This is a genomic window from Acinetobacter sp. KB005 (genome assembly GCF_049949095.1).
Taxonomy (GTDB): Bacteria; Pseudomonadota; Gammaproteobacteria; order Pseudomonadales; family Moraxellaceae; genus Acinetobacter; species Acinetobacter calcoaceticus.
Genome location: NZ_CP188191.1, coordinates 3,813,732 through 3,829,292 on the forward strand (window position 1 = coordinate 3,813,732; position 15,561 = coordinate 3,829,292).

15 protein-coding genes are annotated in these 15,561 nt (G+C 37.8%); 10 read left to right on the plus strand and 5 right to left on the minus strand.

Annotated features, from left to right (window positions below; genetic code table 11):
- Positions 1–2 precede the first annotated feature (2 nt).
- From tolA to pal, 3 genes are all read left to right on the plus strand, one after another.
- Entirely contained in the window at positions 3–1,391 is a 1,389-nt protein-coding gene (gene tolA, locus ACPF64_RS18260) for a cell envelope integrity protein TolA (RefSeq protein WP_426454984.1), read from the plus strand.
- Positions 1,392–1,484: 93 nt separating this feature from the next.
- Positions 1,485–2,765, plus strand: coding sequence for a Tol-Pal system beta propeller repeat protein TolB (tolB, locus tag ACPF64_RS18265; protein ID WP_080027605.1), 1,281 nt, complete (start codon positions 1,485–1,487; stop codon positions 2,763–2,765).
- A gap of 27 nt (positions 2,766–2,792) precedes the next feature.
- Positions 2,793–3,353: a peptidoglycan-associated lipoprotein Pal gene (pal, locus tag ACPF64_RS18270; protein WP_009393712.1), complete on the plus strand. Its 561-nt coding sequence runs from the start codon at positions 2,793–2,795 to the stop codon at positions 3,351–3,353.
- A gap of 58 nt (positions 3,354–3,411) precedes the next feature.
- Here the strand turns inward: pal and ACPF64_RS18275 are convergent, their stop codons facing one another.
- Positions 3,412–3,597: an NF038105 family protein gene (locus ACPF64_RS18275; RefSeq protein ID WP_003650227.1), complete on the minus strand. Its 186-nt coding sequence runs from the start codon at positions 3,595–3,597 to the stop codon at positions 3,412–3,414.
- Between the two features lie 184 nt (positions 3,598–3,781).
- Between ACPF64_RS18275 and ACPF64_RS18280 the strand changes: the two genes are divergently transcribed.
- From ACPF64_RS18280 to ACPF64_RS18300, 5 genes are all read left to right on the plus strand, one after another.
- The gene (locus ACPF64_RS18280; RefSeq protein WP_045429509.1) at positions 3,782–4,753 is read left to right on the plus strand and encodes a class 1 fructose-bisphosphatase; all 972 of its coding nucleotides are present in this window, start codon (positions 3,782–3,784) and stop codon (positions 4,751–4,753) included.
- A 59-nt stretch (positions 4,754–4,812) separates the two neighbouring features.
- On the plus strand, positions 4,813–5,589 hold the full coding sequence (locus tag ACPF64_RS18285) for a TrmH family RNA methyltransferase (protein ID WP_426454988.1): 777 nt from the start codon (positions 4,813–4,815) through the stop codon (positions 5,587–5,589).
- A 159-nt stretch (positions 5,590–5,748) separates the two neighbouring features.
- Positions 5,749–6,363: an RNA polymerase sigma factor gene (locus ACPF64_RS18290; protein WP_005045802.1), complete on the plus strand. Its 615-nt coding sequence runs from the start codon at positions 5,749–5,751 to the stop codon at positions 6,361–6,363.
- The gene (locus tag ACPF64_RS18295) at positions 6,353–6,673 is read left to right on the plus strand and encodes a hypothetical protein (protein ID WP_004643705.1); all 321 of its coding nucleotides are present in this window, start codon (positions 6,353–6,355) and stop codon (positions 6,671–6,673) included. The genes ACPF64_RS18290 and ACPF64_RS18295 overlap by 11 nt, the downstream gene beginning before the upstream one ends.
- The gene (locus ACPF64_RS18300; protein WP_004790640.1) at positions 6,663–7,052 is read left to right on the plus strand and encodes a DUF3106 domain-containing protein; all 390 of its coding nucleotides are present in this window, start codon (positions 6,663–6,665) and stop codon (positions 7,050–7,052) included. The genes ACPF64_RS18295 and ACPF64_RS18300 overlap by 11 nt, the downstream gene beginning before the upstream one ends.
- Before the next feature lie 95 nt (positions 7,053–7,147).
- Here the strand turns inward: ACPF64_RS18300 and ACPF64_RS18305 are convergent, their stop codons facing one another.
- The 4 genes from ACPF64_RS18305 to cxpE all read right to left on the minus strand — a co-directional run bounded on the left by ACPF64_RS18305 (position 7,148) and on the right by cxpE (position 13,694).
- Entirely contained in the window at positions 7,148–9,580 is a 2,433-nt protein-coding gene (locus tag ACPF64_RS18305) for a CSLREA domain-containing protein (protein ID WP_426454991.1), read from the minus strand.
- A gap of 15 nt (positions 9,581–9,595) precedes the next feature.
- A complete protein-coding gene (rbtA, locus tag ACPF64_RS18310) occupies positions 9,596–11,446 on the minus strand; it encodes a rhombotarget A (RefSeq protein WP_426454993.1) in 1,851 nt (616 codons plus the stop codon).
- Positions 11,447–11,781: 335 nt separating this feature from the next.
- Entirely contained in the window at positions 11,782–12,480 is a 699-nt protein-coding gene (gene hda / locus ACPF64_RS18315) for a DnaA regulatory inactivator Hda (protein WP_003650214.1), read from the minus strand.
- Positions 12,481–12,500: 20 nt separating this feature from the next.
- On the minus strand, positions 12,501–13,694 hold the full coding sequence (cxpE, locus tag ACPF64_RS18320) for a chloramphenicol efflux transporter CxpE (protein WP_045429480.1): 1,194 nt from the start codon (positions 13,692–13,694) through the stop codon (positions 12,501–12,503).
- Between the two features lie 135 nt (positions 13,695–13,829).
- Here cxpE and purM point away from each other — a divergent pair, with 135 nt between their 5' ends.
- Positions 13,830–14,900: a phosphoribosylformylglycinamidine cyclo-ligase gene (gene purM, locus ACPF64_RS18325; RefSeq protein WP_004643711.1), complete on the plus strand. Its 1,071-nt coding sequence runs from the start codon at positions 13,830–13,832 to the stop codon at positions 14,898–14,900.
- On the plus strand, positions 14,897–15,526 hold the full coding sequence (gene purN, locus ACPF64_RS18330) for a phosphoribosylglycinamide formyltransferase (RefSeq protein WP_426454996.1): 630 nt from the start codon (positions 14,897–14,899) through the stop codon (positions 15,524–15,526). The genes purM and purN overlap by 4 nt, the downstream gene beginning before the upstream one ends.
- The last annotated feature ends 35 nt before the right edge of the window (positions 15,527–15,561 follow it).

Sequence of the window (15,561 nt, forward strand, 5' to 3'; positions counted from 1 at the left end):
CTATGAATAAAAATCAAAAGCCACACTTTAAACAAAATGCGATTGCATTGAGCTTTACAATTGGAGTTCATGCAATTGCTATTGTTGGCTTGCTTTTTTTAGGCTTGAGTAAACCACCTGAACAGCCAAAAAAGCTAACAACTATTTTAGTTAAGCCAGAAGATTTACCTCCTCCTTTAGCCAAAGAAGTTGAACAAGAGACTACAGCTACAAATGAAGCAAAAGAGGTGTTAACTCCTATTGTGGATGAAACGCTTCCTGAAAATCTTCCGGCTACGCCCCCTCCTCCAACAACTCAACAACTTGCTGCTGAAAAGCAAAAAGCTGAACAGGCACAGCAAGCAAAGTTAGCTGAACAAAAGCGTAAAGCTGAAGAGGCTGCAAAAGCTAAACAAGCAGCAGAACAGCAACGTATAGAAGAAATACAAAAGCAGCAAGCTGAGGCTAAAACAAAATCTGAAGCCGAACAAAAACGCAAAGCCGAACAAAGTGCGAAAGCTGAAGCAGATGCTAAGGCTAGACAAAAAGTCGCTGAAGAGGCTAAGCGTAAAGCTGAGACCGATGCAAAGCTGAAACGTAAGGCTCAAAAGTCTGAAAATGCTAAACTTTTAGCCCAGCAAGAAGCTAAACGTAAAACTGAAGCAGAGGCAAAAGCTAAACAGCAAAAAACCAATGACGACGCTAAACGCAAAGCCGATGCCGATGCAAAAGCTAAGCAACAAAAAGCAAATGAAGATGCCAAACGTAAAGCTGACGCCGATGCAAAAGCTAAGCAGCAAAAATTAAATGAAGAGGCTAAGCGTAAAGCTGACGCCGATGCTAAAGCTAAGCAACAAAAAGCAAATGAAGATGCTAAACGTAAAGCTGACGCCGATGCTAAAGCTAAACAGCAAAAAGCCAATGACGACGCTAAACGTAAAGCTGACGCCGATGCAAAAGCTAAGCAGCAAAAAGCTGCTGACGATGCTAAACGTAAAGCTGACGCCGATGCAAAAGCTAAGCAGCAAAAAGCTGCTGACGATGCTAAACGTAAAGCTGAAGCAGAGGCTGAAGCAAAAGCTGCATCTGCTCAAAAAGCACAAGAAGAGGCAGCTCAAAAGAAAGCTGAGGCTAAAAAAGTTGCTTCTTCAGCTAGACGTGATTTTGAGCAAAAAATTCGACGCTCTTGGGATGTTCCGACGGGCAGTAGTGGTAAAACAGTTGGTGTTCGTTTTACCCTCTCAGATTCGGGAAGTGTCAATTCAATTGTAATCACGCGTTCAAGCGGAGATGATGCTTTAGATGCAAGTATTAAGGCCGCAATTCAAGCCTCTGCGCCATATCCTATGCCATCAGACCCAGATGCAAGGCGCGAAGCAAGAAGTGTTACCTCTACATTTAGAGCGCAATAATTTTGAAAGAGTTACATGCTTTAAATAGTTTAAGGCATGTAACTATGCTACAAAATCAACAGTCACAAAAATACCAGCTATGACTTTAAACTTATGAATACGAGCCGCAAACACCTGCTATCTTTAGCATTGATCACCGCATTAAGCCCTCTAGCTCCTACAACTGCTTTTGCCCAGTTATATCTGGAAATTGCTAAAGCACCAGATCAGGCACCTAAAATTGCTATTGTCCCGTTTAATAATGACAATGGGCTCTCTCCTATTGTTGAAACTGACTTAAATCGTTCTGGACGCTTTACAAGCTCATCTAAAAATTTACCTGCTAATGCTGCAATCAATCAGATTCAAGCTTCTGACTGGCAAGCTGCCGGAATTCCATATGTAGTTACTGGACAAATTAAACAAACAGCTACAGGTTTTGAAGTTCATTACCAACTTTATGATGTACAAAAGCAGCAATACATTTTAAATGAACTTTTAAATGTACCAGCTTCACGTATACGTCAAGCTGGGCATATGGTAAGTGATGCTATTTATCAAGCACTTACAGGAATTCCGGGTGATTTTAGTGGCCGTATTGCGTATGTACTCAGAAATCCGGCCACTCCTGCAGAACGTTATACTTTACAAATTGCAGATACGGATGGTGAACAACCAAAAACTGTTTTGTCATCTCGTGATCCAATTCTTTCACCAGCATGGACACCAGATGCTAAGAAAATTGCTTATGTTTCATTTGAAACCAAACGTCCAGCAATTTATTTACAAGATTTATCTACAGGGACACGTGAAGTACTCACAAGCTTTAAAGGTCTAAATGGCGCACCGAGTTTTTCACCTGATGGCCAATCAATGCTATTTACAGCATCTATGAATGGTAACCCTGAAATCTATCAAATGGATTTATCAACTCGCCAAGTCAAACGTATGACAAATGACTCGGCAATTGATACCGAAGCACGTTATACACCAGATGGAAAATCATTTATTTTTACTTCTGACCGTGGTGGTTCTGCCCAAATCTATCGTTATACCTTTGCTGATGGCTCAGTAAAACGTCTAACGTTTAAAGGTTCATTTAATGCACGTGGAACTCTGAGTGCAGATGGCAAAAAGATTGCTCTTGTTCATCGCCCAAGTGGCAGCAGTTATAAAGTTGCAATTCAGGACATTAATACTGGCATCACCAATATTCTTACCCCAACCAGTTTAGATGAATCACCAAGTTTCTCACCAAATGGGCAAATGGTGGTCTACGCAACTCGTGAAGGCAACCGTGGCTTGTTGTCTATTATGTCTACTGATGGACGTTTCCGTATGAATTTACCAAGTGAACAAGGTGAAGTACGTGAACCGGCATGGGCACCAAAATAACTTTTAATTCCATTGATGGAGATGATCATGAAATCAATCAAATATTTAGCTTTACCCTTTCTTAGCGTAGCACTTGTGATGACAGGTTGTGCTAGCCGCAAACCGGCAGCGACTACAACAACTGGTACAAATCCAAGTACGGTAAACACTTCTGGTTTAAGTGAAGATGCAGCATTAAATGCTCAAAATTTGGCAGGTGCTTCATCGAAAGGTGTAACTGAGGCAAATAAAGCTGCTTTGGCTAAACGCGTTGTTCATTTTGATTATGACAGCAGTGACTTATCTACTGAAGACTATCAAACTCTCCAAGCTCACGCACAATTTCTTATGGCAAATGCAAATTCAAAAGTTGCTTTAACTGGTCATACAGATGAACGTGGTACACGTGAGTACAATATGGCTTTAGGTGAGCGTCGTGCTAAAGCTGTGCAAAGTTATTTAATTACCAATGGCGTAAACCCACAGCAACTTGAAGCTGTAAGTTATGGTAAAGAAGCTCCTGTTAATGCAGGACATGATGAATCTGCGTGGAAAGAAAACCGCCGCGTTGAAATTAATTATGAAGCAGTCCCCCCTTTATTAAAATAAAGAATACGCATAAAAAAACGCTCATATTTTTATGAGCGTTTTTTTATAACAACAAAACTTAGGAAGATTTCTTTTCTTCTTCAGAATGTTGCATCGATTCAATCAAATCATGCTTATTAAAATCTTTATATTCAGGTTTTGCCTCATAATCTTTCCAAGCATCCTGAACATTCTCTTTCGAAATTTCATCTAGATTGATTGGTTCACCTGCTGTTGGGGTCGCATCAAACTTCTTTGTTGTCATTTCGATTCTCCTAAAATATACAGTCCGTTGTTATATAATCAACATACCACTTAAAATGGGGGTTGTAAGCATAAATCCAACACAAATAAAGTAAGATAATTTTTATTTTGTGACATTCTCATCTAGAATATGCCACGTATTTATCTGACTCATTTTGATGCTTGAAGCACAGGAGCTATTTTCTATGTCCAACCTCACCTTGTCCCAATTTTTAGAACAACAAAAAGGGAATCTAACACCGGAGTTGGCTCAAGTCATCGATACTATCGCCACAACCTGTAAAACTATCGATCAAGCCTTACAAAAAGGTGCGCTCGCTGGTATTTTAGGAAGTGCTGGTAATGAAAATGTTCAAGGTGAAACACAGAAAAAACTTGATGTGATTTCTAATGACTATTTAATCGATGCATTAAAAGTTCATCCACAAGTAGGTGGTCTTGCTTCTGAAGAGCTTGATGAATTCACACCAGCCCAAGAAAATGGTAAATATCTAGTTTTGTTTGACCCATTAGATGGCTCAAGTAACATCGATATTAATATGTGTGTAGGCACAATTTTCTCTATCCTGCCTGCAAAAAATGCGGTAACACAAGCAGAAGATTTCATGCAAGCTGGTACACAGCAAGTTGCTGCTGGTTACGTACTTTATGGCCCATCAACCATGATGGCTTTAACAGTTGGAAATGGCGTAGCATTCTTTACTTTAGACCCAGAAACTCAAACATTCTTGCTCACTACTGACAATGTTCAAGTTGCAGCAGATACTCAAGAGTTTGCAATTAATGCTTCTAATCAGCGTCATTGGGAAGATCCTGTAAAACAATATATTGATGAATTACTTGCAGGTAAAACCTCTGTTCGTGAAAAAGATTTCAACATGCGCTGGGTAGCATGTATGGTGGGTGATATTCACCGTATTTTATGCCGCAGTGGTATTTTCCTTTATCCATACGACTTAAAAGATCCGAAAAAAGCGGGTCGCTTACGTTTAATGTATGAGGCGAATCCAATGAGTATGCTCATTGAACAAGCTGGTGGCGCATCAACTACAGGCCGTGTTCGCATTTTAGACATCGAACCAACAGAACTTCATCAACGAGTTCCTGTGATTATTGGCTCTAAAAATGAAGTTGAACGCGTAACAAGCTATCATTAATAATTTTAATTACTTAGGGCATCATAGTATGATGGTGCCCTTTTGTTGGATATTTCCTTATGGCTGTTATTTTTTTAGAATCAAAAGACAATGCAAAAATTAAACATTTGCGTGGATTAATCGAACTTAGTAACGCCCGAAAAAAACACCAGCAAACAGTCCTTGAAGGCACTCATCTTTGTTTAGCTTGGTTACAGCAACAGAAGAAGCTTTTCTCTTTATTTACGACAGAACAAGCATTAGAACACGAAGATTTAAAAGAAATAATCGAACTGCATCAAGGTCATATCTTTGTTATTAGTGAAGTTTTATATAGAGATTTGAGTACATTAGGTACGAGTCTGCCTTGTTTAGCTATTATCGATTTACCTAAAACTGCATCAACGATCGATTACAACGTAGATACTTTAATTTTAGAAAATATCCAAGATCCTGGTAACGTAGGCACATTGCTACGTTCAGCAGCAGCAGCAAATATTAAACAAATTATTTGCACACAAGGCTCTGCATCACTTTGGTCTCCGCGAGTTTTAAGAGCAGGTATGGGAGCGCATTTTAGCTTACATTGTTTTGAAAACTTCCAACTCACAGATATTCTTCCAAAATTTCCTATTCCAGTTTTTGTTACAAGCTCACATCGCTCAACAAGCCTCTATTCACAAGATCTTTCAAAACCCTGTGTATGGATTTTAGGAAATGAAGGTCAAGGTGCAAGTGATTACGCATTAAATCACGCACAATCTGTGACTATTCCTCAACCAGGTGGACAAGAGTCATTAAACGTAGCAATTGCAGGATCTATTTGTTTTTTTGAGATGGTTCGTCAACGCCAATAAAACGTTAATTTATTTTACATCTCACATATTTGTGAAAAAAATCAATTACACTAGTAAAAAATAGCCGATTGTTGTCAACCTCCCACCTCTTTTCAGCGTTATATAAGAGATATATTGAAGATAAGGTGGGTATGTCCAATGACAGGATTTTCCATCTCCATGGATTTAGCACCGAAAAAGTCTCGATCGGAAACATCTAGTGCTCATGCAAGCACGGCTGAGCAACGCCTGAAAGTTTTCATGCAAGATGTAACTGGTCGTGCTTTGGTGATGATGGAGAGTGCTACCCAAGGTCAACAAGGTATTGCAATGGATTTGGTTCAAGAAGCATTTATTGCTTTACACAAATCTTATGCCGATAAAAGTACAGAAGAATGGTATCCCCTGTTTTATACGATTTTAAACAACAAACTTCAGGATTGGCGCCGTAAAGAATCTCGTAGAGCAAACCCATTTTCATTCTTCAAAAAAGTTAGTCTGGACAATGACGACGACGAAATTATTGATGTAGTTGATGAAAAAGCCATTAATCCTGCCGATTTTCTCGATCAAGCAGTGACTATCGAAGAAATTCGAGAAGCGATTTCAAAACTACCAGTTCGTCAACAACAGGCATTTATGTTACGTGCGTGGGAAGGTTTTGACACACACACAACAGCTCAGATCATGAACTGTACCGAAGGTAGTGTAAAAACCCATTATCACCGAGCAATTCAGGGACTTAGAGAATACTTGGCCCATTTAAATCCCTTGGGAGGTTCTGATGAATCATGATGATTTCACTAAAAAGGTGACGTCTAAACTTGATAGTTTGGCACATCACCATAAAAATAAAACAGTGGTCATGAATCATGTGCTTGACCATATTCAACAAAAACCAGCCTCTTTTTATAGTGTCTGGAAAATGTCTGGTTTTGCACTTGCAGCAGCGATCACAGGTTTTGTAATTTTACCTAATTCAGCAGATATTGTTGATAAGCCGCAGAATCAAGTAATTGTAAATCCTAAATTATCTCCACAAATGGTGGAAGATTTAGAAATGCTAATGGTCTTGGGTGAGGATAAAGTACAACATGGCAGCTAAAAAATTAGCTCTTATCCTTTGTTCATTAAGTTTCTTGCAAACCAGTTTTGCAGGTTTTGAACGATTTTGGATTTTTTCTAAAGATGCCAATACACAAGTTGATGACACATGGAATGCCCTTTCTGAAGAGGAACAACGTGCAGTTATTAAACGTTACCAGAGCTTAAAAGAGTTACCAGCGAATCAAAGTACGAACCTACAGCAACGTATGGACTGGTTTACTCAGCTCCCCGATGCTGAAAAAGAAAAAATGCGTGAAGCATGGCAAAAAATGAGTACACAAGAGCGTAATGATTTACGTCAGCGTATGCTTAAAGCAAATGGCGAAGAAAGAACAGCTATTCGTGAAGAGTATATGAATAAGTATTTAGAACATTAAATACAACTCTGTAAAATTCGTATGTAGTAGATTTAATACCTTAATAATTTTCTATAAAAAAGCCTCCAATTGGAGGCTTTTTTATTTTATATCGCTTATTTACGGTAGCGTCTATAGACCGCTAAACCAAGTAAAGAGAATAAAGACAAAATTCCTAAGCCACCACCACCGCCTCCACTACTGCCCCCAGCAGCAGTATTACTGCTAACCAAACTTAGAGTACCAGCATTTGAAATTTTATTATCAGCGTCATATACGTAATAAGTTAATGTATCATTGAAGTTATTAAAACTATTTTTAGCTTGAATATAAATATTGCCGCCATAACAGGTATTATCCTTATCCTCATCTGGACAAGGACCTTCTCTATCTGCCTTCACGACCGTAAAAATTCCATCTTTTGAGCTTTTACTTGGTAAATAGATAGGCAAATCTGCAAACTGAGGTTTATTTGGCTTTGTAATAAGTGTATTAGCTGGGCCATCCCCATCATCATTTGCATATTTAAGTAAGTTTAATGGAATTACTTCATTTGCTAAATATTGAAATACGACCTTACTATCAGTTACTACTGGAGCAATATTATCAAACTTGGCTTCTAACAAACCTGTCGACTGGATAGTCCCATCCTTAGTACTTACGGTATACTTACAGTAATGATTGTCACCACTTGTTGTAATTAAATCATCTAATCTATAAAAAATAATCTGTTGTAAAGCCGCATTCCACTCGCATTTAAGTACTTTTTTTTCCGTATCTCTAATGTAATATTGCTTATCATTGATTAGACCAGTCCCAATAGTCTCAACTTTAATATTGTAGTCTGTGCTATTAAAAAACTTTAGAAGATGGGTACTATCTTCATTTGGCAAAGGTAAACCCTTTGCTTTCAAATCAACATAAATAGCTCGATATTTTGCATTTGCTTTAGTTTGATCAAGAAGATTTTTATAATTGGCAAAATCTATTTTTAAAGCATCCCACAAATAAGAATAAAGTGGATTAGTGAGATTTTTTTCTACAGTATCATATTGTGTTTGATAGCCCTTAAGTAAAGCAGTAAGTGATTCATTACCTAGCCCCTTTAAATCACCAGCAGTCAATTTCATTAATTCTACCGAGCCTATATCACAGCTATTACGAGCAATATTTACTGACTCATAATATGGTTTATTAGTTGGAAGTCGAACTAAACCACGCTGGTCTATAACAGCACATACAGCTTTACGCTCAGGATCTATATCTGTCAGATCTTCCTTTCCAGGTGGCAATAAAGGAGAATTATTTAATGGAAAATAAAGTGGTAAGAAGCCTGTTACTGCTGCTGCTTCATGGCGCTCAAGTAAAGCGTTAAATGGAACATCTGAAATATCAATTGTCTTATTGGCCGAAGAAAGTACTTCGGTTGGTAAATCGCATTTGTCAGGATTATTACTTAAATTTAGTGCATTAAAGGATAATTTAAGACCCGAGTTTTTCAAGTCAGCTGCTGAGCCTGCCAAATATCGGCATGCATAACCATTTGGGTTATATCCAATTATATTAAAATTTAATTCTTTTTCAGTTAAACTATCATAGAGAAAAGTAGTATGGGCACTGTTCTCGACAATCGTATTATTTTTTAATTTTAAAAGGCTTTTACCACTTAGAATGGTTGATGAATTCGTTGTACTACCAGGAATCGCATCTCCTGTAAATTTCAAAATGCTGCCATTTACAGTACTTGCAATATTTTGAGCAATTGTATTAATAGTAAATTCAGCTGTAGGTTCGCCACAAAATTCAAATGTACTAACAGAATTATTTGAACCATTATTGATAATACTTGAAGATGTAAAAGTAACGTCTCGTTTGGCATATTCAGTACCATTAAAACAACTCATTGCTAGCACACTACCAGTTGTTGCCTGATTGCCTTGTATCAAGGAATGACTTATCGATAGGTCTACCTTATTGCCACCAAGAAAGATCGCTCCACCTTTCGGTGCTTGCGAATTCAAAATTTGTGTATTTAATAAGGTAACATTACCACCCGCATAAATAGCCCCACCTTGATTTGAAGCCATACCATTTTCTAAAATAATATTTTGCAAAAATAATGCTTTTTGATTTTCTGCTGTATTAAATATACGTGACTTGCCTGCTGCATTAATACGAGTTTGAAGTTTTGGTAATGCAGGATAATTATTTGTTAGTACATTCTTTTCTGACCAAATCTGATCTTCATTCCGCTCACCATAACCATAAATAGAAATATTAGCATTTGGGACTAATTCTTTATTTAGAGTATAAGTTCCTGCTTTTAGCTGAATTACTTGATCTGTATTGAGATTATAAACAGTACATCCATACGCCGATTTACGGGTTTCAGCAACTTTAATAGCTTCTCTTAATGAACATGCATTCGCATTTTCACCATCTTCATCAGCAAAAGTTGTAACCTCAATTCTTTGATTTGTGGTATCAGCAAAAAGTGGCATATTTGCAAGTACAGCTAATGCTAATAATGCTTTTTTATAATTTTTCATAGTCCTCATCCCTGATTATGACTTGAAACGGCGCAAAGCAATTAAACCTAATAAACTTAAAATAAAGCCACCACCAACACTACCTCCTCCTCCAGTACTGACAGATTTATCTTCAATTCCAGATACAGGGTCCTGAACAATTCTTGTTGGGATAGTAATATATTGAAACTCTACGCCTTCATTAAAACGAGACACACTCGTAATAACCTGAATGCTAAAAATATCTGCACCATGCCAGTTACCATTCGGGGTATAAACTACATTCCCATTTTGATCTAGAGTTATAGTACCTTTAGAAACTGGAGTATCCGTACTTTGTTTAATTCGAAGACATCCTGGTTGCCATTCTTTTCCATCAGCACGCTCTCCAAATAAACGTTTGCATGTAGCTGGAGTCACTAGATCTGCTTCACTTAAAGAACCCAAAATATTAAATTTAGCAACTTGGCCGTATCTAATATCTTGACCTACTGAAGACATCTCTGTGTTTAAAATATATTCGATTGCGCCAAGATCACACAGCTCATCATAACCGCTACGTTTTTTCCCACGTTGATCAACATTTTCACAGGTTACTAATCCGATTGAAGTGGCATCACTATATAAACGACCTTTATTAATAATTAAAGAATCAGCTAAAGTATTATAACTTTCTAACAGTCGAGGTTTAAAAAAACCTAAGAAGCTATCTTTAGGCGTGCTAAATGGGCATAACAATCCTTCTTTTGCTGTTACATCACAGACACCTTCATCTGTAGTTCCTGCAATTAATTTTTCATTATTAGGATAAATAATATTTGGAAGTTTTGAGGTCGCGTTCCTATTACATTCTGCTGTAACTAAATTACTTTGTATAATTGCTTTATCAGCAGTACTAGCCTGACAATTGATTGTATTCCCAACTAAAATACTATTTAAAATAGAAGCATTACCTTGCGGGGCATCTAGAAATAGCCCTTTATCATTTTTGATCATGGTAATGTTATTAACAAACATTCCATCTCGAATATTTGCAATAAAACCTACTTTATTGTGGAAAAAAGTACTGTTACTCAATCCAGTAGCGCGCTGACTTAAGTACCCAGCTGTACTTGCATCATCAAATCTATTTGCGTTAAAAAAAAGTGATCCAGCTACTGAACTAGCTTCATTATCTCGGATTACAGACTGAGTGACCAAATACAACGGCTGCTCGCTATAAATGACTCCACCTTCTGTTGCTTTATTATTCTGAATAAGAGTATTGGTAATAGTGACGAAACCATAAGTCTGACCACTTTTCGTGACCAGCCCTCGATTATAAATAGCTCCTCCTTGAGCTGCGTATCCATCGATTAAACGTGAATTTTGGATCCTTAACATTTCATGATTATCGATCAACCCACCAGTAAAGGCTTTAGACTTTAAACCTGCACCCTGTAAATTAAGATCATTTAACGAAACAGAAATCGATGCTTTTTCAACACTTGCATCATCAACCTTAAATAACTGATCTGTACCAACCATTTTTATTGTAGCGTTATGTGAACCTGGTTGATCGGTATCAACTAGCGTAGAATCATTTTTAACAGTACTAATTGTTAAAGGTGCTGTGATCTTTATTTTTTCATTAAGTGTGTACTCTTTATCTCTTTGCAGAATAATGTTTGTTGAGTCACTACCTTTACATCCGTGATAACCCTCTTTTACAGAATCAACATCTGTAGAATTACTTGAGTTACGCTTATTTAACAGCTCTACAGCCTCACGTAATGAACAGACTGTATTATCCACGTCTTCATCAATTGTAGTTGTGACTTGAATATCGGCAGAATAAGCGTGTCCAGCAGCAGCCAATAAAGCAAAAGCAATGCTCCGTTTGAGCATACCCATCTCCTTACATCTTTTTTCATTTTTTTTGTCAATATTGCAAAATTTTCACTTTTGCAATCGCATCCTTTGTGCGTACTTTGTCACAGCAAGTAGAATTTCTCAAGACATTTTGGTCGGTCTGTAGAGTCATTTTTGAACCAGATTACAAAAAGCTTCATACATTCAAAAAACTTTTTTAAATACAAAAATTGACTCATTTAAAAATTAGAAGGAAATTTAAAAAGATGTAAATGCAAGTACTCTGAAATTAGAAATCTTGTGCCAGAGACTCTATTTTTAATAGGTTTTTATAAATTTAGGCAAAGCAATAAAGCAGAATGAAAGAATATCTATTGTTGATATTCATCAATCAAAGCATAAATTTGCCTTAAAGTTGCATTCGAAAGTTTTGTTTTTTCGCCTTTGAGTAATTTTTCTAATTGGGCAACAGTCTGTAGTAAAAGAGAAGCTTGATGAGGGCCATGTAACAATAAATAGTCAACAATTTGCTGATCAAAATGAATACCACGTCTAGACATTACAGATGTAACCAAAGCATAGCGATCCGCATATAAACTTCCACTCGGTACCTTAACACTGACAGCTTGGGTAAGTCGTGATTGTAAGTCTGGTAATTCCAACTTTAATTCGATAGGTGCTACACGCGAAGAAAATACCAACTGCCCTTCGTGGTTATTCATTAAATGAAAGACAGCTTTTTGCCAATGAGGAACACCACTAATCGATTCAATATCATCCAGAGCAACAAGGTCATAATGTTCTAAAGAAGTAATTGCTTCGATAGGAGCATCAAGGAGTTCAAGCAAAGAAACTTTAATTGCAGATTTGCCTATTTCTAAATAAGAGTCGCAAATTGCGGAAAGTAAATGACTCTTACCTGTCCCCGCCCCACCATAGATGTAAAACCTACTGACCAGACCAGCATGTAGTTGACGCACAGCATCGACTACATTCCCCCAACTTGGTCCCGAGAAATCACTGATTCGGGCATCAAGTTGAGGTTCTATATCCAGTTGGAGTTGACGCATATATCGAATTAACCTTGAAATTATTTCTGGTCAGATGGTTTCAGTTTATCTGTATCTTGCTGTGTTTTAACCTCAAGATCAAGCTTAGTGCTTTCGGTTTCTACATGAATTTGCTCAATATCACCTTGTTGTATGACTAACGCAGACGGTGAAGCGTAAAGTGAGCTTCTTTCATAGTTATCTCTTAAGTGTTTCAACAACACTACAATAACAGCCGCAACAGGCAATGCAATTAACATTCCCAAGAATCCTGCAAGTTGCGCGCCTGCCAATACTGCAAAAACAACTGCTACAGGAGATAGACCAATTTTATCGCCCAGTAAGAATGGCTGTAGAATATAGCCCTCTACCGCTTGGCCAATCATAAAAACTACACCAACGAGTAATAAATGCATCCAGTCCAATCCGAACTGGAACAAGCTTGCGATAACCGCTGCAATAATACCTACTGCAAACCCTAAATAAGGAATAATACTGGCAAGGCCAGCCACCATACCAATAATAAGACCAACTTCCAAACCAATGAGCTGCAAACCAACCGCATATACTATGCCTAGCAACAGCATGACGAGAAACTGACCTTTAACAAATGCCCCTAAAACGCTATGACATTCACCAACGATTTGCAAGGTAGTTGCTTCATATTGACGTGGAATGAGACGACGTAAGTTCTGTAACATACGATCCCAGTCTAGTAAAAAATAAAAAGCAATAATTGGAATTAAAACAACTGTTCCACCAATCTGAATAAAATTCAAACCAGACTGGGCCAATTTTAATAACACTGACTGAATACTATCGGCACTATAATTGGTTTGAACATATTCCATCACAGCTTTTGACATCTGCTCTGTGTCAATTTCCATTGCCTGGAGATTAAAAGTTGAAGATACCCAAGGCAAAAAGGTAGCGTTAATCCAGTGAATACCAGCTGGAATACTATCTCGGGCATAAACCAATTGTTTCCAGATTAGAGGAACCAAATACCACAAAGCGATGGTTAGAGTTACACCTATTCCTATAAACACCACGCTAATTGCTAACCAGCGAGGCAATTTGATTTTTACCAGAACATCAACAAGTGGACTGAATAAATAAGCTAGGAAAAAAGCGCCGATAAAAGGAATGACTACAGGCTTGAGTAAGTACAATACCCATACCAGCAATACAATACCTGCGAGTAAAAAAATACGGCGCAGTATACGATCTTGCATAAAATCTAGCCTTTTTTGATTTAATCGTTATAAATGAAAAAATATTTTTATTAAAGATAGCATTTTCGAGCATAAATAACATAAGAGTTTCGTATATTCAGGTTATAATCTGCCGCCAATGCGGAGACTTCATTTATGAGCAACTCAACTTCTACCCCAAATACCGGTTTAAGCTATAAAGATGCGGGTGTCGACATTGAAGCGGGCGACGCACTGGTCGATCGTATCAAGTCAGTCGCTAAACGTACAAGTCGTCCTGAAGTAATGGGCGGACTTGGTGGCTTTGGTGCACTATGCAAAATTCCTAAAGGTTATGAAGAGCCTGTTTTAGTTTCTGGAACCGATGGTGTAGGAACTAAATTACGTTTGGCACTTAATCTTAATCGTCATGACACAATCGGCCAAGATCTTGTGGCTATGTGTGTAAATGACCTTTTAGTTTGTGGTGCAGAACCATTATTCTTCCTTGATTATTATGCAACTGGTCACTTAAATGTTGACGTTGCTGCAAATGTTGTTACTGGTATTGGTAAAGGTTGTGAGCTTGCAGGTTGCGCACTTGTAGGTGGGGAAACCGCAGAAATGCCAGGCATGTATGAAGGCGAAGATTACGATCTTGCTGGTTTTGCTGTTGGTGTAGTTGAGCAAAGTAAAATTATTGATGGCTCTAAAGTAAAGTCTGGTGATGTGCTTATTGGTGTTGCATCAAGTGGTGCTCACTCAAATGGTTATTCATTATTACGTAAAATTTTAGACGTTAAAAATGTTGATTTAACTCAAACGATTGATGGCCGTCCTCTTGCTGATGTAGCAATGGAGCCAACTCGTATTTATGTAAAACCAGTTCTTGAGCTATGCAAACAAGTTGATGTACATGCTATGGCACACATCACTGGTGGCGGTTTACCAGGTAACTTACCTCGTGTATTACCAAATGGTGCACAAGCTGTCATTGATGAAGCTTCTTGGGAATGGTCTGAATTATTCCAACTTCTACAACGCGAAGGCAATGTAGAACGCTTTGAAATGTACCGTACGTTTAACTGTGGCGTAGGTATGGTCATTGCTGTTGATGCAAATGATGCAGAAAAAGCAATTGAAGTGCTTAATGCTCAAGGTGAAAAAGCTTGGAAAATCGGACATATCCAAGAAAATGCTGAATCAGTGGAAGGCGCAGACGAAAAAATTCGTGTGATCTTTGCATGATAAAAATTGCTGTTCTAATCTCTGGGAACGGCAGTAATTTACAAGCCTTGATAGATGCAAATCTATCAGGGCAAATTGTAGGTGTACTGTCTAATAAAGCAGATGCTTATGCCCTAGAGCGTGCTCAAAAAGCTAATATTGCTACGGCTGTTATTTCCCATAAAGACTTTCCAACTCGTGAAGTGTTTGATGAAGCAATGCATCAACAACTCTTGGCTTGGCAAGTGGATGTGGTTATTTTAGCCGGCTTCATGCGCATTTTAACTCCCACCTTTGTCAATAAATGGCAAGGGAAAATGCTGAACATACATCCTTCACTTCTTCCAGCTTACAAAGGCGTGAACACTCATCAACGTGTTTTAAATACAGGTGATCGTTTACATGGTTGTACCGTACACTTTGTAACTGCTGAACTAGATTCTGGTCAATCAATTGCCCAATCCGCTATTTCAGTTAAAGAACATGATACTGCCGCTTCATTAGCAGATCGAGTACATACACTTGAGCACTTTATTTACCCACAAGTAGCAGAGTGGTTATGTAACGGTCAACTTACATGGAAAAATGGTCAAGCTTATTTCCGTGATCAAGTTCTTAAACACCCTATTCGTTTTGCAAATTGGTAAAGCATTTTACTTACAAGCAGAAATAAAAAAAAAGG

Excerpts from the sequence above, each read along its gene's own strand:
- ACPF64_RS18275 (WP_003650227.1), bottom strand. The coding sequence starts at position 3,597 with ATGACAACAAAGAAGTTTGATGCGACCCCAACAGCAGGTGAACCAATC.
- pal (WP_009393712.1), top strand. The coding sequence starts at position 2,793 with ATGAAATCAATCAAATATTTAGCTTTACCCTTTCTTAGCGTAGCACTT.
- purM (WP_004643711.1), top strand. The coding sequence starts at position 13,830 with ATGAGCAACTCAACTTCTACCCCAAATACCGGTTTAAGCTATAAAGAT.
- ACPF64_RS18295 (WP_004643705.1), top strand. The coding sequence starts at position 6,353 with ATGAATCATGATGATTTCACTAAAAAGGTGACGTCTAAACTTGATAGT.
- tolA (WP_426454984.1), top strand. The coding sequence starts at position 3 with ATGAATAAAAATCAAAAGCCACACTTTAAACAAAATGCGATTGCATTG.
- rbtA (WP_426454993.1), bottom strand. The coding sequence starts at position 11,446 with ATGCTCAAACGGAGCATTGCTTTTGCTTTATTGGCTGCTGCTGGACAC.
- purN (WP_426454996.1), top strand. The coding sequence starts at position 14,897 with ATGATAAAAATTGCTGTTCTAATCTCTGGGAACGGCAGTAATTTACAA.
- ACPF64_RS18285 (WP_426454988.1), top strand. The coding sequence starts at position 4,813 with ATGGCTGTTATTTTTTTAGAATCAAAAGACAATGCAAAAATTAAACAT.
- tolB (WP_080027605.1), top strand. The coding sequence starts at position 1,485 with ATGAATACGAGCCGCAAACACCTGCTATCTTTAGCATTGATCACCGCA.
- ACPF64_RS18280 (WP_045429509.1), top strand. The coding sequence starts at position 3,782 with ATGTCCAACCTCACCTTGTCCCAATTTTTAGAACAACAAAAAGGGAAT.
- cxpE (WP_045429480.1), bottom strand. The coding sequence starts at position 13,694 with ATGCAAGATCGTATACTGCGCCGTATTTTTTTACTCGCAGGTATTGTA.
- ACPF64_RS18290 (WP_005045802.1), top strand. The coding sequence starts at position 5,749 with ATGGATTTAGCACCGAAAAAGTCTCGATCGGAAACATCTAGTGCTCAT.
- ACPF64_RS18305 (WP_426454991.1), bottom strand. The coding sequence starts at position 9,580 with ATGAAAAATTATAAAAAAGCATTATTAGCATTAGCTGTACTTGCAAAT.
- ACPF64_RS18300 (WP_004790640.1), top strand. The coding sequence starts at position 6,663 with ATGGCAGCTAAAAAATTAGCTCTTATCCTTTGTTCATTAAGTTTCTTG.
- hda (WP_003650214.1), bottom strand. The coding sequence starts at position 12,480 with ATGCGTCAACTCCAACTGGATATAGAACCTCAACTTGATGCCCGAATC.